Here is a 21765-nt window from a genome sequence, read left to right as displayed (position 1 = left end):
TCACTTTTGACAACGGGTGATGAACGCCAGTTGATTGTCGTCAATTACAGGTTTTTGACGATATCGCTGACCAATTTAGGGCCTTGGAAAATAAATCCACTGTAAACCTGAACCAGTTTCGCACCGGCCATCAGTTTTTCTTTTGCCGCGACATAAGAATCGATACCGCCTACCCCGATAATTGGAATGTCATCCCCCAGCTCTTGATACAAGCACTTGATCACTTCGGTACTACGGGATTGCAAAGGACGACCACTTAACCCACCCGCTTCGGTGGCATTTTTCATGCCTTCAACCAAAGAACGGTCTAATGTGGTGTTGGTTGCGATGACGCCATCAATCTTGTTCTTCAGCAACGATTGGCAGATCTGTTTGATCTCATCATCACTCAGATCCGGCGCGATCTTCAGCGCCAGTGGAACGTACTTGCCATGTTTCTCGGCAAGTTCTGACTGTCGTTCTTTCAGTGCTGCCAACAGCTCATCCAATGCATCACCATACTGCAGCGTTCTAAGCCCTGGTGTGTTGGGAGATGAAATGTTGACCGCAATGTAACCAGCGTATGGATATACTTTGTCCATACAAATCAGGTAATCGTCAGCACCCTTTTCAATCGGCGTGTCTTTGTTCTTACCGATGTTGATGCCGATGATACCGTCGTAATTTGCTTTTTTAACATTCTCAACAAGGTGATCCACACCTTCGTTGTTAAAGCCCATGCGGTTGATAATCCCTTCAGCCGGGATCAATCGGAACAGACGCGGTTTGTCATTGCCCGGTTGAGGACGTGGTGTCACTGTACCGACTTCGACAAAGCCAAAACCCATTGCACCAAACGCATCGATACATTCGCCGTTTTTGTCCAGACCAGCGGCCAAACCAACAGGGTTTTTGAATGTTAATCCCATGCATTCTACAGGACGGTTTGGAAGGTGTTGACGATAGAAGAGATCGAGAGGAGTACCAGTGAAACGTTTGAAGTTTTGAATGGCGAGTTCATGCGCCTTTTCAGCATCCAGTTGAAAAAAGCCAGCTCTGGCTAAGCGGTAAAGCATTGTGCCTCCAAAAGAAAAAAGCCCCGAATAAACGGGGCGATATTATTGACGTATTTATCTAACAATTCAATGCTTATTCCGCCGCCTGGCAGTTTAAGTTGAGGAGCATCAATTCTCGCATCGCTACCGAGAACTTCGCGAACTCATGAACCGTACCGACTTTGAATTCGTTAAGAATGTTTTCCCAACGATGCAGTGATACCTCGTTGTTTTCAATCCACTCTTCCAACGCTTTCATCACGTCCAATTTCTCCGGGTCGCACGCACAGTTCAACACTTGTGCGGTCAACTGGCGTTGTTGCCAATCGAGATCTTCGCGGAACGCTGCGCGAGCCAAAGCTTGCCAGTTGTTATCGACCGCTTGACCATTGATCTGCTTCAGGAACCAGTGCAGTGATAAACGGTCGCCCAAGTTGAAGTACAGCTTGGCCGTTTGTTCCACCGATTTACCTTTTTCACGGGACACTGTAGATATATCCAGTACTGAGTACAAACTCGACAAACGTGCTACATAATTAGCCAATTCTGCATCAATGCCCTGCTCAGCCCACACCTGCGCCATCGCTTTGTGTTCAGCCACTTCATCAGCCACCAGCAATTGATCCAGATCTTTCGCAATGGCTTTCACATCCGATTGGTAACTGTCGATGAGCGCTTGAACCGATTGTTTTCCTGTACGATTGCGCAGGAACCAGCGCGATAAACGGCGCAGTGTACGACGAACATGGAACATCACGTCGTATTGCGCGTGCGCTGTTGCTTTATTGTCGAGCGTACGCACTTGTTCAAGTACCGCACCCAAACCGTAAATTTCACGCGCCGCAGCGTAAGCATTCACGATATCAACGGCATTCGCGCCCGTTTCTTCTTGCAGACGCGTCACGAAGTTACAGCCCATTTCGTTAACCATCTGATTTGCAAGCGCTGTTGCGATGATTTCTTTACGCAGAGGGTGATTCTTCATTTGATCTGCGAAGTTACGACGTAACTCAGATGGGAAGTATTTCACCAATTGAGTGGCATGGAAGTCATCATTGGCGATGTCTTCACACGCCAAGTCTTCTTTCAAGACCATTTTGCCGTACGCGACCAAGACCGCGAGCTCAGGACGGGTTAATCCCATGCCCTGTTTTTCACGTTCCAGCAGTGTTTCATCGTCAGGGATATATTCCAGAGCGCGATCGAGATGACCCGATTTTTCCATGTGATGGATAAAGCGAATCTGCTCTTTCACCACACCCACACCTTGCTGTTCGGTCACCGAGATTGATTCAGACTGGGTGTAAGCGTCTTCGAGAACAATGTCGCCCACTTCATCTTCCATCGATTCAAGGATCACATTGCGCTGTTTGATCGTCATGTCACCGTTGGCAACCAAACCATTGAGGAAGATCTTAATGTTCACTTCATTATCAGAGCAGTCAACACCGCCCACGTTATCAACAAAGTCGGTGTTCACACGGCCGCCGGTCAATGCGTATTCCACACGACCCAGTTGTGTCATGCCGAGGTTACCGCCTTCACCGACAATCTTCGCGTTCAGTTCACGACCATCAATACGCAGCGCATCGTTGGCACGGTCGCCCACATCGGTGTGCGTTTCTGCAGAGGATTTCACGTACGTGCCGATACCGCCGTTCCACAGCAGATCCACATCCATTTTCAGGATCATCTTAATCAGATCGTTCGGTGCAACCGAGGCCTTCTTCGTCCCCAACATTTTCTGAATTTCAGGGCTTAGCGTGATGGATTTCGCTTTACGCGAGAAAATGCCACCGCCTTTCGAAATCAGTTTCGCGTTGTAATCTTCCCAGCTTGAACGAGGCAAGTTGAACAAGCGTTGACGCTCTTCCCAACCGCTGGCAGCGTCTGGTGTTGGATCGATAAAGATGTGCAGGTGGTTGAATGCGGCTTGCAGACGAATATGTTTCGACAGCAACATACCGTTACCAAACACGTCGCCAGCCATATCACCGATACCAATCGCTGTGAAATCTGTGGTTTGACAATCAATCCCGATTTCACGGAAGTGACGTTTTACCGATTCCCAGCCACCTTTCGCGGTGATGCCCATCGCTTTATGGTCATAGCCGTTTGAACCGCCGGATGCAAACGCATCACCCAACCAGAAGTTATATTCCGCCGAGACTGAGTTGGCCAAATCCGAGAACGTTGCCGTACCTTTATCTGCTGCAACCACCAAGTACGGATCATCTTCATCGTGTCGAACGACACTCTTCGGTGCAATCAATTCACCTTCAATGATGTTGTCCGTGACATCCAACAGCGCGCGGATAAAGCGTTTGTAGCAGCGCTGACCTTCGGCGAAGATCTCATCACGCGTGGTGTACAGGTATTGTTTCTTACACACAAAGCCACCTTTCGCTCCCACAGGAACGATCACGGTGTTTTTCACTTGTTGTGCTTTCACCAAGCCCAGAATTTCGGTACGGAAGTCTTCTTGACGGTCAGACCAACGCAAACCACCACGCGCGACTTTACCGCCACGCAAGTGCACCCCTTCGATATCCGGTGCGTACACGAAGATCTCAAACGCTGGCACGGGTGCCGGAATGTCTGGAATGTCGCTCGGTTTCATTTTGAGCGCCAACCAAGGTTTCGGCTGTTTGTCTTCATCGAGCTGGAAGTAGTTGGTACGCAGTGTGGCTGCGATCATTTCCATGTAACGACGCAAAATACGATCGTCATCGAGGCTTTCCACATGATCCAATTGCGCGGTCAGCTTGGTGACCAGATCCGTTTGACCTTTTTGTGCCCCTTTGAATTTCGGGTCAAAACGACGAACAAACAGTTCCACCAGCCCTTTCGCCAGATCTGGATAATGGTTCAGTGTCTCTTCGATGTATTGTTGACTGAATGGGAAACCGACCTGACGCATATAACGGGCGTACGCACGCAGAATAGAGACTTCACGCCCCGTCAATGATGCGCCCAGTACCAGACGGTTGAAGCCGTCGTTTTCTAGGCCACCATTCCAGATTGCGGCAAACGCTTGTTGGAAACGATCGCGTGCTTCGCGAAGATCCACTTCTTTGTCGCTCTTATGCAGCATGGAGAAATCTAGGATCCAGTAGGTCTGGCTGTTAGATTTCACGACTTCGTATGGTGATTCACCAATGACACGCAGGCCGAGGTTTTCCAACATCGGCATCACATCCGACAAATGGATAGGCTCATCGCGGTGATATAGTTTCAGACGAACCGCTTTTGAATCTTTCTTCTCTTCCTGCGGGCGGTAGAACAACATGCCCAGCTTGTTGTTTTCGTTCAGCGCTTCTAGGCTTTCAATGTCAGAAACCGCAGAACCGGGCATCACATCTTCTTTGTAAGAACGTGGGAAAGCATGCAGATACTCTTTTGAAAGCGGTAGACCTTTACTTTCGCCAAAGTTTGCCACGATCGCTTCAGACAAACGATCATCCCAAGTTGTTGATGCTTCCATTAAGTTCTGCTCTATTTTCTTCACATCGACGTTCATGCTGTTGTTGTCCACACGAACAATGTAGTGCGTTCTCGCCAACGGGCTTTCAGAGAAATACGTGGTGAATTCCACTTCTTGCTGACAGCCAAAATAATGCTTGAGAATGCGTTGTGTCTGGCGGCGCAGTTCTGTGTTGTAACGCTCTTTGGTCACATACACCATACAGCTAAAGAAACGGCCAAACGGGTCTTTACGCACGAACAGACGGATCAGGTCACGATCCTGCATCTGTACCACGCCCATACCCACTTCCAGTAAGTCTTCTTCACGCGCTTGCAGTAGTTCATCACGCGGGTAGTTTTCCAGAATATTGTGCAGCGCTTTGTACGCGTATGAACCCACGCGGTAGCCGCTGGCATGCAGAATACGTTCTACTTTTTCGCGAATCAGCGGAATGCTTTCCACCGCTTGGTTATACACGGCCGACGTGTACAGGCCGGTAAAGCGGTGCTCACCAATCACTTTGCCGTTGTCATCAAACTTCTTGATGCCAATGTAGTCGGTATACGCCGGGCGGTGAATGCGAGACTGTTTGTTACCTTTGGTCAAAATCAGCAAGAATGGCTTTTTCGCTTCCAAACGCGCTGAATCAGGGAAGTTAGACAACTTCACGTTGCGCACACGTTTCGCGTCAGAGAACAGACCCATGCCTGCTTCTTTCGTTGGGCGCAGCTCGGTATCACCTTCCACGTTAACCAAATCAAATTCTTTGTAGCCCATGAACGTAAAGTTATGATCCCCAAGCCAACGGAGGAACTTCAACGTTTCATCGTAACGATCCGCATCCACGGGGATACGATCTTTTTTCGCTTCCAGTTGTGCGATCACTTGATCCAACTGATTCGCCATCGGTTTCCAATCTTGAACCACCAGCGCGGTATCGCTCAGAATATCCAGCAACTCATCCTTCAGTGCGGTCATCTCTTCTTTGCTGTTGAGTCGGTCGACTTCCAAATGGAACAGAGACTGCAGCGGGCCTTCACCTTCGTTAATGCTTTTGATTGTACCATCGGCATGACGCGCGATTTGAGTCGGGCCATTGAGCATTAGGTGCGAGGTCAGATCCAGACGGCTCAATGCCATCTTGATGGAGTCAACAAGGAACGGGCTATCCGGAACCACAATTTCGACGATGGTGTGGGTTGATTGCCAACCTTGTTTACTCACCGTTGGGTTAAACACTCGAACAGAGCGTTCTTCCGGTTTTTTCTCGTTGATGTGATGCCACAGACTGACGACGGCTCCGTATAGGTCGGATTCATTTCGTTCGATCAAATCGTCTTGTGCGACATTACTAAACAGGTGTTGTGCGAGTTGGGTGACGAGGGGTTGTTGAGCAAGCTCAAGTTTGTCTTGAATCAGTTGATACACTTTTTCAAGCAGAACCGGCATTAAACTTTCACGCGCGGTCATAGGCGACTCCAAAGATTAGAATTATGTGCTTTGTAGGGTATGCAGTAAGCATAGAGCTTACGCTTGGTAATGCAGAGCTATTGTAAAAGCTTTATTGACAAAAAGTTAATGGTTTTGCGGCTGGTAGGAGGTGAAATGTCTGAGAATGTGACTAAGGTACCTATTTAAATTACTGCAAAATCACGAACTCACAGAACTTCTAACTTTAGGAACTTATTGTTTTGGTCAGTTGTTAGACGAAATCGACCTTTTACACCAATTTGACTAAGAAATGGGCGGAATTTTGCGGCGGGTAATTGGAGACGCAAGCCACTTTCTGTTAACACTAAAACGGTACTCGCGGCCCCAGAATAGTGTGACAAAAACGACTGGTAAGAGATGTTCAGAGAAAAGAAATAGTGATTCATGCTTTAAAAAATGGTGGTACCGAAGTACCACCTTGGTGTCCCTTAGTTTTCGAGCGCTTTATTGACTTTCTCGAACAGGTCGCGAGCGAGGTTATCCATCGCTTTCAACCCTTCCAGTTCTGCTTTGATCATGGCTTGGCGCTCATCATCATACAGGCGGAATTTCAGCAGTGGATCAATCAAACGAGATGCCACTTGTGGGTTGCTGCTGTTCATCTCACGCAGGATCTCGCCTGCAAAGCGGTAACCCTCACCACTCTTGGCATGAAAACGAACTGGGTTAGCACTGAGGAATGAACCAATCAGGCTGCGAGTGCGGTTCGGGTTTTTCAGGCTGAATGCTTCATGGTTCATGGTTTGCTTGATCACGTCCAGCGCATTGTCTGCTGGGTTACACCCTTGCAGCGCGAACCATTTGTCCATCACCAAACCATCGTGTTTCCACTTGTCGCTGTAGTCTGCCATCAAGGCTTCGCGGCACGCAAGACCCGCCGAGTTCGCGGCAGACATCGCCGCAATGGTATCGGTCATGTTGTTCGCTTGAGTATACTGCGCGCTCACCAGCTCGTTGCCTTGGGCTGTGTAAGACAAATAAGCCAAGCAGGTGTTGCGTAGCGCGCGGCGACCAATCGCGGCGTGTTCAATGGTGTAATCGGCTTGTTTCAACGTGTGATAGGTGGCGCTCAGTTCATCTTGCAGTTCTGTCGCCAAAATCACTTTGATTGCTTTCAGCACCTGAGCAATGGCATCAACGTCGACACGTTTGTACCAACCCGACACTTCATTGTGGCTCGGCAGCGACAACATTTCCGCCACAAACGCAGGCTCCAGAACATCACTCAGCAACACACCGCGGAAGGCATCGACGACCGCTTCAGACAATGCCACGGGCTTGCCCTGCTGCACGTTTTCAACGTTGGCACGAATGTATTTCGCCAGCAACATTTGCCCCGCATCCCAACGCGCAAACTCATTGGTTGCGTGAACCATCAGGAACGTCAGTTCTTCATCGCTGTAGTTGTATTCCAGTTTGACTGGTGCTGAGAATTCACGCAGCAATGAAGGGATCGGCTGCTCAACCACGTTTTCAAACACAAACGTTTGTGTAGATTCTGTCACATTCAGGACATTCGCCACCGGCTTTCCGTGACACTGTAACGGAATAACGTCGCCCTTCTTGGTGTACAGTTCCACATCGAACGGAATGTGTAGTGGTTGTTTCTCTTTCTGTTCGTGTGTCGGTTCGGTGTGCTGTGCGATGGTCAGCGCGTAGGTCTGCGCATTTGCATCGTATTCACTGCTCACTTTCACCGTTGGTGTGCCCGATTGACTGTACCAAAGACGGAATTGTTTCAGAGAAACACCAGACGCATCTTCCATGGCTGAAACGAAATCTTCACACGTTGCCGCCGTACCATCATGACGTTCAAAGTAAAGCTTCATGCCCTTTTGGAAACCCGCTTCACCCAGCAAAGTATGCATCATGCGAATCACTTCACTGCCTTTTTCATATACGGTCAAGGTGTAGAAGTTATTCATCTCGATCACTTTATCCGGGCGAATCGGATGTGACATCGGGCTCGCATCTTCGGCAAATTGCGGGCCACGAATGATGCGGACATTGTTGATTCGGTTGACCGCGCGAGAGCCCAGATCTGAAGAGAATTCTTGATCGCGGAAGACGGTCAGCCCCTCTTTCAAACTCAGTTGGAACCAGTCGCGACAGGTCACGCGGTTCCCTGTCCAGTTGTGGAAGTATTCATGACCAATCACCGCTTCAATGCCGAGGTAGTCAGTGTCGGTGGCAGTTTGGTCGTTGGCTAGCACGTACTTGGAGTTAAAGATATTGAGACCTTTGTTTTCCATCGCGCCCATGTTGAAGAAATCAACGGCCACAACCATGTAGATATCCAAGTCGTATTCAAGATCGAAACGGGTTTCATCCCATTTCATCGCATTGATCAGCGACGCCATGGCGTGATGTGCGCGATCCAGATTGCCTTTGTCGACAAAAATTTCCAGATCTACATTGCGGCCCGATTGGGTCACAAACTTGTCGCGCAGTACATCAAAGTCGCCAGCCACTAAGGCAAACAGATATGCAGGTTTTGGGTGTGGATCTTGCCATTTCACCCAGTGACGACCCTGTTCTGCTTCACCCTGTTCAACTTTGTTCCCGTTACTGAGCAAGAATGGGTATTGTGCTTTATCCGCAATAACGGTGGTGGTGTATTTCGCCAGAACGTCTGGGCGGTCGAGGTAGTAAGTAATGCGGCGGAAGCCTTCGGCTTCACACTGAGTACAGAATGCACCACCTGATTTGTATAAACCTTCCAGCGCGGTGTTCGCTTCTGGATTGATTAACGTGATGATAGTGAGTTCAAACACTTCTGGCAGCGCGCGAATTTCAATGCCCGCTTCCAGCAACGTGTAATCTTGCCAATCGGCGCCATTAACTTGCAGCGCTTTTAATTCCAGCCCTTCACCATCCAGAGTCAGCGTTGCAGTTTCTCCTTGCTGCTTGACTTGAGATACAGCAGTCACGGTGGTCGCCGTGTCATGAAGATCGAAAGTGAGTTCAATATCTGAAATCAAATGGGAAGGCGCTTTATAATCTTTACGGTACTTGGCCTGTGGAGTTTGAGCCATTGTCGGAATCCTTTTGACGTAATGAAATGTGACGATATCCAATTACTTGGTGTTACAGATCTTAGGCTTGTTGGTGCCAATAACAACCCCTGAAAAGAAAAAACGAGGTATTTACGCGAAATACCTCGTTAAATGGCTAGGTAGAACAAATGAAATAACACAATTCCCTAATTGATGTAGGCCTGACAGGCTTTCTGCCATCTGGCTAACGAATCCGATCCATCACCGCGAACATCGACCCGTCTTCCACTTCCAACGTCAGTTGATTCTGGTTCAAGGTATAACGCGTATCGTGTTCACCATCTTCGTACATCAAAACCAAATGGTTCCCTTCGGTATAGTAAACACCACGATGAATCGCCTCGGTGCCATTGTCACCACTGGCTCGAAACAGAAACACAAAATCAGGCTGCAAGATCAAATCGACACTTTGAATGCTTTCTGCTGACAAGTCATTTCCCGACAACGAGGTGCTCGACCAAATGCCCGCAAGCGCATTCGACAACGCTTTGGTAAACGTCACACCATTGAGGTGGAGTAAATTATGATTGCCTTTGTACTCGTAGACCTGCGGTTCATCCGAATTGAGGCCAAGAATAATCGTGTCGTTGTTGGCCGCAAACATCCCCTCCCAATGATCAACACTGTAATCTTTCTTTTGAATATCGATGGCAAAGGTATAATCCGACGAAAAATTGAGTTTGATCGCTAGAAAATTCTCTCGTGACTCTTCCGGGTTTGGGTTCACCAAGTACCAGTCACCGAGCAAAAACGGTTGATCAAATTGTGTTAAATCTTTGCTATTTGAATCCGTAACGCTAAACGCTGGGCTGGTAGAAACCAAGCTCAGACAAGCGAAAATCATCATGATCCATTTCATTGCGCTTCCCCTCACTTTTTTCTTTAAGCTTAGGACTTCCACGCTAATAACGCTAAATTATTTGAATTCAATCACAATAATCAGTCTTTTCAACGACTTTTTTGAAAGTTACTCCTTGGCATTTCTTTCACCCTTCATCGTTAAAATGCATTGTTTCTCGCGGGGTTTTAAACGCAATGTGCTCATGCAAAACATGTTAATGCAATGTTACGCCGACATTGTCTTATTATCATCGTGTGAACTATAGTCAGAACACGTAATCTTCAAGGAGACGACAAACATGAGTCAGACAGCTTTAATTTCACGCTTAAATGAACTCCCTCGCATTCAAAGCCTGTTGCATGAGTTGTTAGAAATGGTCAACCAAGACGATGTCGACTTTCACGCATTGGCACACAAGATCGAAATGGATCAAGTGCTCAGTGCCCGATTGTTACGCATGGCCAACTCGGCGCATTTCGGTGGCAATAAAACCGTCGCCACCGTTAACGATGCCTTGATTCGCGTCGGCACCGGACCGGTCAGAACATTAGTCGTCGCGTCGGTGTTATCGAGCGCCTTCCCACACATCACGACTTTAGATATGGAAAAATATTGGACTGACACGTTTGAAGTCTCTGTCATTTCAAGCAAACTCGCGGCAGAAGTCGGCATGGACAGCAATGAAGTCTTCACCACCGGGATACTGCACAACATTGGTGAACTGATGATTCATACCTTGGTTCCTGAACACGCGGCGACCATTAATCAGAAAATTGAAGCGGGCGGCGACCCTTTCGCCATTCAAGAAGAGATTTTGGATGTGTCCTCCCCGACTCTTGGCGCACGTTTGGCGCGCAGTTGGAATTTTCCAGAAGAAATGGCAGACGCCATTGAACATTTCAACGAGCCACGTGAAGCAGAAGTGTCTCCAAAACTCGCGACCATATTGCACTTCGCCCGCTCGATCAACGATCATTGGGATAGCTTTAGTGATGACATGAAGAAGTACGAATTTTTAGCGCAACACCCAGATTCACGTCTTTTGAGTATTTCCGCCAAATTCTCCGGCACCATCGATCGCATCCGTGGCAACGGCCGCGACTTAGCGATACACATGGTGCAGGTATAGTTGAATCACGCGCATAAAAAAAGCGGGCTCAACAGCCCGCTTTTTCATTTATGCTTATTTCGATTGTTTGATCATATCGACCATGATCGAAACCGACTCATCCAAATACGCATCGGGCGCTTCGTAATCTTTCGGCACATCCGTCAACGCTTTGTACGTCTCTTTACCCATCGCTTTCTGACGAGTATTGATACGTGCTAAACGTTCCTGATCTGATTTATCACTCTGCTCTTTGCGTACTTTTTCGTTTAAAGATAAGAAGTTATCATCTTTTTCAGCTTTGTATTTCACAATATCTTGCTGAATAAAACCAAACTCTCGATCTTTAGCGATACGCGCCTGATGTTCTGTATTCAACGTACTGATCAGCGTGTGGAAATCGTGCAGCTTCTCATACTTGGCTTTGTCGATACTGTCCCAAGGCAGTGCATTCGGCTCCACACTCTCGCCCGTTTCCGCAGCATCAACTGCAGTTGGGAACGCAATGTCCGGAATCACACCTTTATTCTGTGTACTGCCGCCATCAATGCGGTAGAACTTTTGAATGGTGTATTGCACATAACCCAGTTCTTTATCGAACAGATCATAAATATGATTTAGTGAACGGTGCTGTTGCACGGTTCCTTTACCAAATGAGTTTTCACCCAGAATGATAGCACGACCGTAATCTTGCATGGCCGCAGCAAAAATTTCTGAAGCGGATGCACTGTATCGGTTCACCAACACGGTCATCGGACCGGTGTAGCTGATTTTGCCATCGGTATCGCTGTTGACATTCACTCGGCCGTAACTATCACGCACTTGCACCACTGGGCCGCTGGTAATAAACAGGCCAGATAATGCGGTGGCTTCTGTCAATGCGCCACCGCCATTGTTGCGCAGGTCAACAATGATGCCATCCACGTTCTTCGCTTTCAGCTCGGTGATCAACTTGTCGGTATCTTGCGATAAGCCAACGTAGAAACTCGGGACTTCAAGCACGCCGATTTTCTTGCCGTCTTTCTCAATCACTTCTGATTTGACAGCGCGGTCTTCAAGACGAATCTTATCTCGAACAATTGTGACAACGTGACTTTTTGCATCTTTGCCCTCAGGCAGAATCTGCAGCTTCACTTTGGTGCCTTTCGGACCTTTGATCAATTGCACGACATCGTCTAAACGCCAGCCGATCACATCAACAACATCTTCGCCGTCCTGACCCACACCGATAATGCGGTCGCCTTCGCCCAACTGTTTACTATTGGACGCCGGGCCACCAGCCACCAGCGAACGAATCACGGTGTAATCATCGGTCATTTGTAATACCGCACCGATCCCTTCCAGAGAAAGGTTCATCTCCGATTGGAATTGTTCAGCATTACGAGGGGACAGATAACTGGTGTGCGGATCGACTTGGCGCGCAAATGCGTTCATGTAAAGTTGGAACACATCTTCACTGTGCGTTTGCGTCAGACGTTTGATAGCGTTGTTGTAACGTTTGGCCAAGGTTTCTTTAATCTCTGGCCACTCTTTACCGGCTAACTTCAGGTTCAGCGCGTCATATTTCACACGCTTGCGCCATAACTCATTCACTTCCGCCTGATCTTTCGGCCAACTTGCCTTTGAGCGATCAAGCTCAATTGATTCGTCGGTATCAAACGTGATTTCGTGATCAAGCAGTGTGAGGGCGTATTGGAAACGGTCAAAACGCTTTTCCATCGATAGGTTGTACAGATCGAAGGCGATTTGGTTGTTCCCGACCTTCAGTTGGTCATCCAACTGCATCGACCAATCTTTGAAAGAATCGATATCCGCTTGGGTAAACAGGTTACGGTTATAGTCCAGCATTTCGATGTAACGTTCGAAAATCGCTTGAGAGAATTGATCGTCGAGATTGAAATGTTTGTAATGAGAACGAGTAAAACGGGAAGTCACTCGTTTGCTCGCCGTTTCATGCTGAACTTCAGGAGCAAGAAGAGGAAGATCTTCTTTATGAATTGTGGCTTCGAGAGCCTGAGCTGAAAAGGCTGCTAGCCAAAGGCTAGCAGCAATCAGAGATATCTTTGAACGGCATTTCATGCGTAGGAATTTCTCCTTTATGCGCGCAGGTGCTCCGCTTTCACAACCATTTGCAGGCCGTTGCCGAGTTGAACACGCACATCTTCCTTATTGATTTCAACAATGGTCGCAGCCATGTTGCCTTTGCCCATGTTCACGTTCACTTCGTTGCCGACGTTTAGTTCGTCTGCAGTCAAAGCTCGCGTTTCAACTGGCTTTTTATCCGCTTTTGGTGCCGCTTTTTGTTGAGGACGACGAGCCTGAGGTTTTTTTGCTGCCTTTGGCTTCGCTTTCGCGTCTTCACGCACCTTTTTTCCTTGCTCTTTACGACGGGCTTCAACACGAGCTTTGCTCTCTGCCAACGCCGCTTTTGCGTGTTCTACATGTTGCTCTTCCAATACGCCACATGCATTACCATCTAGATCGACACGAACCGCACCAGCTTTAACGCCGTGCAGGTAACGCCAAGATGAGGTGTACTGTCTTAACGCTGCACGAAGTTGAGTTTTGCTTACTTTAGAGTCTTCACTAAGACGATCAGCAAGATCTTGAAAAATACCAATTTTTAGAGGCTTTGCCTCACCTTCTAAAGTAAAGCAGTTAGGGAAACATTCAGCAATGTACGCAATCACTTCTTTGCTGTTTTTTAACTTTTCAGTGTTTTCCATGAGGATTCCTGGTTGATGCGGCTGGTCCGCGAAGCATTAGTATAAATATGTTCGGTATTATAGTGACCTGACTACGAAAAACCACAGGCAAAGGCCAATTTATGCCTTGTTCGCCTGTGAATTAAGCAGCTTTTCTACTTCAGTCATCAAAAACGTGAGCCCTTCTTCATCAGTTTCTGAAAAACGGCCAACAGTTGGACTGTCAATATCCAACACGCCCATGACTTCGCCGTTGATCGAAAACGGAATAACAATCTCAGAATTGCTTGCCGCATCACAGGCAATATGTCCTTCAAACGCGTGAACATCATACACACGTTGTACAGAATTTGTGGCAACAGCCGTTCCACAGACACCACGTCCGACAGGAATACGCACACAGGCCGGCTTACCCTGGAACGGCCCAGTACCAACTCACCGTCTCGCATCAGGTAGAAGCCGACCCAGTTCAGGTCTTCTAATTCCATGTTGAGCAGTGCGCTTAAGTTCGACAAGTTGGCGATCATGTCTGGTTCAGACTCCAATAACGCAACAGCTTGCTTGGTTAAGCGGTGGTAATGTTCTACTTTCATACTAACTTCCAATTGAAAAATAAAGACTTCACTAACGGTTCTACGTAAAATGGCACCCAGAAGTTAAATAGGATGCATTCTCATTATAATGACGTATACCAGTGACACTATTAGCCGTTCTTGGCTCATAACTCAAGTTAAAAAACATAAGTCTAAGTTGTTGTACGCGAATGCGATCGCGATCGTTGCAACTTTAATCAGCGTACCGATCCCGCTGCTGATGCCGCTCATGGTTGATGAAGTGCTCCTCAATCAACCCGGAACCGGCTTAGCGGTGATGAACCATTGGTTGCCAACCGCGTGGCAAACGCCAACTGGCTACATCATGTTTACCCTGCTGCTGGTGGTACTCATGCGTGCGGCCAGCCAACTGCTCAATATCGTGCAAAACCGCCAATTTACGCTGGTATCAAAAACCATCACCTTCCAAATGCGCAGCAAGATGATTGATAAATTGGGGCGCATTAGCATAAAGCAATATGAAACCCGCGGCAGTGGCGGGATCAATGCGCATCTCATTACCGATATTGAAACGATTGATCAGTTTATTGGCACCACGCTGAGTAAATTCATCATCAGTTTCTTAACGGTGATTGGCACTGCGATTGTTTTGCTTTGGCTGGAATGGCGTTTAGGCCTGTTTATTTTGCTGGTCAACCCGATTGTGATTTATTTCTCGCGCAAGCTGGGCAGCAAAGTGAAACACCTCAAGAAACGTGAAAACCAAGCATTTGAGCGCTTCCAAAATCGCTTGGTTGAAACGCTGGACGGTATTTATCAGCTGCGCGCTGCCAACAAAGAGCGAGAGTTTCTCGCACAATTGACAGCCAACGCCGATGCGGTTCGTCGTCATGCCGATAAGTACGCTTGGCAATCCGAAGCTGCAGGTCGCCTCTCGTTTCTCCTCTTCTTATTAGGTTTCGAACTCTTTCGCGCCGTTGCCATGCTGATGGTGGTATTTAGCGACCTGACCATTGGCCAGATTTTTGCCGTGTTTGGCTATCTGTGGTTCATGCTCAGCCCAGTACAAGAGCTTTTGGGCATTCAGTTTTCGTGGTACAGCGCCAAAGCGGCCTTGAATCGCATCAACGATTTACTCCAATTGGAAGAAGAACATCGCCCACCAAGCAAGGTAAACCCCTTTACCGATGACCGTGAAGTGGATGTGTCGATTTCGCACGTCGATTTCTCTTACGATGGCGAACACAATGTATTGGACGATTTGTCACTCATCATACCCGCCGGTAAGAAAGTGGCCTTAGTCGGTGCCAGCGGTGGCGGGAAATCCACTTTAATCCAGCTGTTGATCGGCGTGTATCGCGCCAATTCTGGGGAAATTCGCTATAACGGCGAGACGTGCGACGACATCAGTTTTGATGTCATTCGCAGTCAGATCGCGGTTGTGCTGCAACAACCTGTACTTTTCAATGATACTTTGAGGCATAATCTCACCCTTGGTAGCGACTACGATGAACTGTCCTTGTGGCGCGCATTAGAGATCGCACAGATGCAGGATGTGATAAGCAAACTGAATCAGGGGCTCGACACTCAAATTGGGCGCAACGGCATCCGTTTGTCCGGCGGGCAACGCCAACGTTTGGCGATTGCTCGAATGGTGCTCAGCAATCCGAAATTTGTCATCTTGGATGAAGCGACCTCGGCACTCGATACCGCTACCGAAGCCGCGCTGCATAAAGCGCTAACGGAGTTCCTGCAAGGCAGAACCACACTGATTGTGGCGCACCGCCTCTCTGCAGTGAAGCAGGCCGATTTGATCTACGTGCTGGAAGACGGGAAAGTGAGTCAATCCGGTACACATGGAGAGCTGGTTGAACAAGAAGGTTTGTATCAGACATTGTACGGTTCCATTCAATCGCACGCCTAAAGGTGACGCTGTCACTCGCGTGAGTATGGAACGAACGCGATGAAAGTCAAAGCGTTACAGAAGCACCTGACAGAAAGCAGCTCGATTCGGCTGTGCCAAGGGTGCGAACTGCCTGTGGACGTGATTGACGTCGAACGGGGAAAAAGCGCTTATTGTCCACGCTGCGGTACGCAGTTGTATCGTGGCGGCAGTCCGTCACTGTCGGGCAATTTGGCCATCGCGATCACCTGTTTGCTGCTGTTTATTCCATCGCAATTTTTCGATTTCATCAGCATACGCTTGGTCGGCGTGATGATCCCAGCCTCTCTGCCTGCAGGTATCCTGGCAATGAGCAACGAAGGCTACCTCGCGCTCGCCCTACTGGTGTTTTTCTGCAGCACGCTGGCACCATTTTTGGTGTGTGGCTCGGTGGTGGTGGCGCACTTATCACTGCACCACCACTGGTTTAAAGGCTTGCGTTATTCACTCACTTTGATTCAGAAACTCAAATCTTGGGCCATGATGGATGTGTTTCTGGTCAGCGTCGCCGTATCGTGCTTCAAACTCAAAGACTACTCCGATATTTTTGTCGGCCCGGCGTTGTATAGCCTCGTGCTGCTGCAACTCTTCACTGTGCTCCTGATCAGCCGCATCAGTGTGCGCCGCTATTGGGAAGCATGGAAACCGGAGTGCGACTACGCCGCCGATAATAAACAAGTCCACTGTCACAACTGCCATTTGTCGCAGCCAGAAGCAGCGCGTTGTACACGTTGCCATCACAAACTGTATCACCGGAAACCGCAATCCATTGAACGCACGTGGGCATATGTTATTGCCGCCAGCGTCGCGATTTTCCCAGCCAATATCATTCCAATTTCGATTTTGATCACCAACGGTCAACGCTTAGAAGACACCATTTTTTCCGGCGTTGCTTCATTAGTGAACAGCGGCATGGTGGGGATTGCGATCATCATTTTTGTCGCCAGTATTGTTGTACCGGTCGCCAAAATTTTGGGACTGATTTATTTATTGCTGGCGATCCGCTTTAAACGCAGCGTATACCACCGCCAGCGAATGACGATTTTTTATGTGATTCGATGGATTGGCAAATGGTCTGTGATGGACCTGTTTGTGATTTCCATCATGCTAACCTTGGTCGATCGTGGCCAGATTCTTGATTTTACGCCCGGATATGGTGCGGTCGCTTTTGGTATGGTGGTCGTATTGACCATGTTGGCCGCAGAAAGCCTCGATCCCCGCCTGATATGGGACAATTATCCGAGCGCCGCTTCGAAGAATGAGTCGAATAATGAGTAATGAACCAACGAAACAAGCCGCCTATTCGCCCGATGTAAAGCGTAATAAAGGCATTTCCCCATTGTGGATTTTGCCGATCCTCACGATGATTCTTGCCGGTTGGCTAGTCGTCAAGGCCATTCACGATGCGGGCGAGCGTATTCAAATTTACTTCTCCGATGCACAAGGCTTGGTTGCCGGTCGCACCACCATCCGCTATCAAGGCTTAGAAGTGGGCATGGTTCGCGATATCAAGCTTTCTCCGGATCTCAACAGTATTTACGTTGAAGCCGATGTGTATCCAGAAGCCACTCGCCTGCTCTCTTCGGAAACACGATTCTGGCTGGTCAAACCGACCGCAAGTTTATCCGGTGTTTCGGGGCTGGATGCGTTGGTCTCGGGCAACTATATCGCCATCCAGCCGGGCAGCGACGTGGATGACGACAACGATCATCCTGAACAATATCGCGCGTTGGATTCTGCACCGTCGGATCTGCTGGCCAACAGCGGTTTAACCATCTCGCTCAAAGCCAGCGATTTGGGTGGCATCTCGATTGGATCGCAAATCGTCTACAAGAAAATTCCGATTGGTGAAGTCTACAGTTACAAGCTCAATGACGACGCCAAATCGGTCGTCATTCAGGCTTCTATTCGCAACGAATATCGCCACATTATTACCTCAGAAAGTCGTTTCTGGAACGTAAGCGGCATCGGCACCAGCATTGGTTTTGACGGCGTCGATGTACGACTGGAGAGCCTCAGCGCGCTGCTGGGCGGCTCGATCGCGGTCGATTCCCCAGATGGTGGAGAGCCTGTGGCGCAGAATACACAATTTCGCCTCTACAAAGATCTCAAAACTGCCGGGCGCGGTATTCCGGTGAAGATCGTGCTTCCAGACGACAACAACATCAATCCGTCGGGCGCACCAATCATCTATCGTGGCATTGAAATTGGTCAAATCACCAACTTGCAGCTGCAAAATGACCAAATCTTAGCATCGGCCGCCATTCAACCAGCGTTTAGCGATCTGCTCACATCGGGCAGCCACTTTGTGTTAGAAGAAGCGAAAGTCTCACTAACCGGCGTTGAAAACTTAGCCAACCTTGTCAAAGGTAACTTTCTCACACTGGTTCCGGGTGACGGCAAACGCGCCAGACATTTTACTGCCGTGCGTAAAGTGGCATTCAACCAAGAGCAGTCGCAATCTGTCCCCCTCACCCTGACCGCCGACAGTTCTTTTGGCTTGGATAAGGATGCGCAGATTCTCTATCGCGGCGTCGCCGTGGGTTCGGTCACCGCAGTGAAGCTTGCTGAAGATCATGTGGAATTTGATGTACAAATCGACAAACAATACGCAGCGCTGGTGCGCTCTCAAAGTCGCTTCTACGTCACAGGGGCAGCAACAGCAGAGCTGACGGAAGCCGGCTTGAACGTCTCCATTCCTCCGGCCAAACAGCTCTTGACCGGCTCCATCAGTTTCGTCAGCGAAGGCAACGCCACGATGCAAGCAAACTACCGCTTGTATCAAAGCCAATCTCTGGCCGAAATTGCGAAATACAATCAATCTGGCTCGCAAACCTTGCAGCTATTTGCCGATGAGCTGCCACCAGTGAGTGCTGGCAGCCCGCTGCTCTATCGCAATCTCAAAGTTGGCACCATCGCGAACTTCAAACTCACGCAGAGCGGCGTCCTGATCGAAGCGAAGATCGAAAACCAATACAAACATTTGATCACGCCACAAACGGTATTCTGGAACCGTTCCGGTGTTGAAGTGAACGCCTCATTGTCTGGTGTGAGTGTCAAAGCCGCACCGTTGCAGACGCTGATTCAAGGCGGCATCGCGTTTGACAACATCAATGGTGTTGAGAACAAACAGGGCAAGTTGTGGAAACTCTACCCCGATTACCAGCACGCGCAGAAATATGGCGAAGAGATTCTTCTTACTGCCAATGGTGATACCGGCATCACGCTCGGTACGCCGATTAAATACAACGGCGTCCAAGTCGGCGAAATTACCGATGTGATGCCCGACTTTGGCTCGCCAAACGTGCGTTTTAAAGCCCGCATTCAGCCCGCTTACGCGCCTTATATTGCCAAAGCAGGGTCGGTATTCTGGTTGGCGGAAGCCAAAGTGGGTCTGCAAGGCATCGCCAACCTGCAAAATCTAATATCCAAGTCGATTGAAGTGAAACCGGGAAGCGGTCAAACCACCAAGCACTTTACGCTGGCCGACATGCCTTATCAGGAAAAAGGCGTTGTGTTTAGCCTGCAAAGCGAGACCCGTGGCTCCGTGAATGTGGGCACGCCGGTGTTGTATCGCGACATTGAAGTGGGACGCGTCACGGATGTTCAACTGGGTAGCTTTGCCGATCGCGTGATTTCCACCATTGAAATTGAGCCGAACTATGCCTACCTCGTGCGTGAAAATAGCGTGTTCTGGAACACGTCAGGGCTGGATGTGTCGATTGGCCTGACAGGGGCGAATGTGAAGGCCGGAACATTGGATAGCTTAGTGCGCGGCGGCATTACCTTCGCCACCCCAGAGCAAAAGCAGTTGCTCGCGCCCGCAAAATCCGGGCAATCGTTCTACCTCTATCCTGCCGCGCAAGACGATTGGAAAAAATGGCGAACCGCCATTCCAAAATCTTAGCCCAAGCGAAATCCTACATGGAACGCGATCCATACATCTAACCCTATCCATAAGGCAGCCAAACGGCTGCCTTATTACTTTACGTCACATGACAACTTCAAGAACCTCTGTGAAAGGTATATAATTCCGGCCCCCAATCCGAGACCGAGATACCATTTTGCATTCAAATATTTCTCTACCTGAAGCGTTTCTTTCCACCATGGCCGAAATCCTACCTTCGTCGTTGAACATGGATGATTTCATTGCCGCTTGTCAGCGCCCATTGCGTAAAAGCATTCGGGTCAACACGCTGAAGATCAGTGTGGAAGCATTTCTGTCGCGCGCCAAAGAGAAAGGTTGGATGTTAGAGGCGGTGCCTTGGTGTGACACCGGATTCTGGATTGATGCCGACGAGAGCGACGTGCCGTTAGGCAATACCGCAGAACACATGGCGGGACTATTCTACATTCAAGAAGCCAGCTCAATGATGCCCGTCTCGGCACTGTTTATGGATGCTAGCGAACGTTTTGATGCCGTATTGGATATGGCGGCAGCGCCGGGTTCGAAAACCACGCAAATCGCAGCACTGATGAATAATGCCGGCATTTTGGTCGCCAATGAATTCTCAGCCAGCCGAGTGAAAGTATTGCACGCTAACATCGAACGCTGTGGCATTCTCAATACCGCATTAAGCAACTTCGATGGTCGTGTATTTGGCGGCTGGTTACCCGAACAGTTCGATGCGGTGCTGATTGACGCGCCCTGCTCTGGCGAAGGCACCATTCGCAAAGATCCCGATGCGATGAAAAACTGGAGCAAAGCTTCTGTATTATCGATTGCGGATACACAAAAGGACTTGATTGAAAGCGCATTTCAAGCGCTGAAAGTCGGCGGTGTGTTGGTCTATTCAACCTGTACATTAAGCCGAGAAGAGAACCAACAGGTCTGTTGGCATCTGAAAAATACCTATGGCGATGCAGTGAGTTTTGAGCGCCTTGATAATTTGTTCGAACATGCAGACCAAGCGATTACCGAAGAAGGTTTCTTGCATATTTTCCCTCAAGTTTATGACTGCGAAGGCTTCTTTGTAGCTCGGATTCGCAAACATGCCGCCGTTGAAACACCTGCGGTGAAAAAACGCCTGGGCAAGTTCCCGTTCGAAAAAGCGTCGAACAAAGTCCGCGCCGAGATTGAAAAACAACTGGATGGCGCATTGAGCATCCACCTACCACAAGACGCGGACATTTGGCTGCGCGACAACGATGTGTGGCTATTCCCGCATGCCCTTGAACCGATGCTCGGAAAACTACGTTTTTCACGCATGGGGATCAAAATTGCAGAAACCCATAAGAAAGGCTATCGCTGGCAACACCAAGTCGCGACGACGTTAGCAACTGGCCAAGAAGCCAATCGTGTTGAACTTTCGATTGATGATGCACGCGAATGGTACATGGGGCGAGATGTGCGTCCAGAAGGTCAAAGTGGCCAAGGCGAAGTGATTGTCTGTTATGGTAACGATGTGATTGGACTCGGGAAATGGGTGGGGAATCGCGTGAAAAATGGCCTTCCTCGCGAACTGGTTCGAGATAAAAACCTGTTCTAAACCGGTAAACGACAGCATGAAATGCTGTCGGCCTGTCGCGAAAAAATGAGTCTGTACTACACTTAATCTTAAGCAGTCT

General features: G+C 48.8%; 12 protein-coding genes and 1 pseudogene. 5 read left to right on the top strand and 8 right to left on the bottom strand.

Annotated features, from left to right (window positions below; genetic code table 11):
• Window positions 1–44 precede the first annotated feature (44 nt).
• From pyrD to ACS18Q_RS07015, 5 genes are all read right to left on the bottom strand, one after another.
• On the bottom strand, window positions 45–1055 hold the full coding sequence (pyrD, locus tag ACS18Q_RS07035) for a quinone-dependent dihydroorotate dehydrogenase (RefSeq protein WP_004725999.1): 1011 nt from the start codon (window positions 1053–1055) through the stop codon (window positions 45–47).
• Between the two features lie 73 nt (window positions 1056–1128).
• Entirely contained in the window at window positions 1129–5970 is a 4842-nt protein-coding gene (locus ACS18Q_RS07030) for an NAD-glutamate dehydrogenase (protein WP_441257588.1), read from the bottom strand.
• A 188-nt stretch (window positions 5971–6158) separates the two neighbouring features.
• Complete coding sequence (locus tag ACS18Q_RS07025) at window positions 6159–6377, bottom strand: DUF2835 domain-containing protein (protein WP_081454431.1); 219 nt, start codon at window positions 6375–6377, stop codon at window positions 6159–6161.
• 42 nt (window positions 6378–6419) lie between these two features.
• A complete protein-coding gene (pepN, locus tag ACS18Q_RS07020; protein WP_432582473.1) occupies window positions 6420–9026 on the bottom strand; it encodes an aminopeptidase N in 2607 nt (868 codons plus the stop codon).
• Between the two features lie 205 nt (window positions 9027–9231).
• Window positions 9232–9906, bottom strand: coding sequence for a hypothetical protein (locus ACS18Q_RS07015; RefSeq protein ID WP_004726003.1), 675 nt, complete (start codon window positions 9904–9906; stop codon window positions 9232–9234).
• A gap of 280 nt (window positions 9907–10186) precedes the next feature.
• Here ACS18Q_RS07015 and ACS18Q_RS07010 point away from each other — a divergent pair, with 280 nt between their 5' ends.
• On the top strand, window positions 10187–11017 hold the full coding sequence (locus tag ACS18Q_RS07010; protein WP_158165279.1) for an HDOD domain-containing protein: 831 nt from the start codon (window positions 10187–10189) through the stop codon (window positions 11015–11017).
• A 54-nt stretch (window positions 11018–11071) separates the two neighbouring features.
• Here the strand turns inward: ACS18Q_RS07010 and prc are convergent, their stop codons facing one another.
• From prc to ACS18Q_RS06995, 3 genes and pseudogenes are all read right to left on the bottom strand, one after another.
• Window positions 11072–13075, bottom strand: a complete 2004-nt coding sequence (gene prc, locus ACS18Q_RS07005; RefSeq protein ID WP_441257587.1) for a carboxy terminal-processing peptidase — start codon at window positions 13073–13075, stop codon at window positions 11072–11074.
• Between the two features lie 17 nt (window positions 13076–13092).
• Window positions 13093–13722 carry an RNA chaperone ProQ gene (proQ, locus tag ACS18Q_RS07000; RefSeq protein ID WP_441257586.1) on the bottom strand — a complete coding sequence of 210 codons (630 nt, stop codon included), beginning with the start codon at window positions 13720–13722 and terminating at the stop codon, window positions 13093–13095.
• 99 nt (window positions 13723–13821) lie between these two features.
• Window positions 13822–14294, bottom strand: a pseudogene (locus tag ACS18Q_RS06995) (GAF domain-containing protein).
• A gap of 88 nt (window positions 14295–14382) precedes the next feature.
• On the opposite strand from ACS18Q_RS06995, the gene ACS18Q_RS06990 reads away from it, so the two are divergent.
• The 4 genes from ACS18Q_RS06990 to rsmF all read left to right on the top strand — a co-directional run bounded on the left by ACS18Q_RS06990 (window position 14383) and on the right by rsmF (window position 21686).
• On the top strand, window positions 14383–16179 hold the full coding sequence (locus ACS18Q_RS06990) for an ABC transporter ATP-binding protein (protein ID WP_055466007.1): 1797 nt from the start codon (window positions 14383–14385) through the stop codon (window positions 16177–16179).
• Between the two features lie 39 nt (window positions 16180–16218).
• Window positions 16219–17475, top strand: coding sequence for a paraquat-inducible protein A (locus ACS18Q_RS06985; RefSeq protein ID WP_055466006.1), 1257 nt, complete (start codon window positions 16219–16221; stop codon window positions 17473–17475).
• Window positions 17468–20104, top strand: a complete 2637-nt coding sequence (locus tag ACS18Q_RS06980) for a PqiB family protein (protein WP_004726010.1) — start codon at window positions 17468–17470, stop codon at window positions 20102–20104. The genes ACS18Q_RS06985 and ACS18Q_RS06980 overlap by 8 nt, the downstream gene beginning before the upstream one ends.
• A 157-nt stretch (window positions 20105–20261) precedes the next feature.
• Window positions 20262–21686 (top strand): 16S rRNA (cytosine(1407)-C(5))-methyltransferase RsmF, encoded by a 1425-nt coding sequence (gene rsmF, locus ACS18Q_RS06975; RefSeq protein WP_441257585.1) that lies wholly within the window; start codon window positions 20262–20264, stop codon window positions 21684–21686.
• The last annotated feature ends 79 nt before the right edge of the window (window positions 21687–21765 follow it).

Source organism: Vibrio sp. Vf1514, from assembly GCF_052076135.1.
GTDB classification, from domain to species: domain Bacteria; phylum Pseudomonadota; class Gammaproteobacteria; order Enterobacterales; family Vibrionaceae; genus Vibrio; species Vibrio furnissii.
Note: the sequence above shows the minus strand (reverse complement) of the source record. Positions and strands in the feature narration are given on the sequence as shown.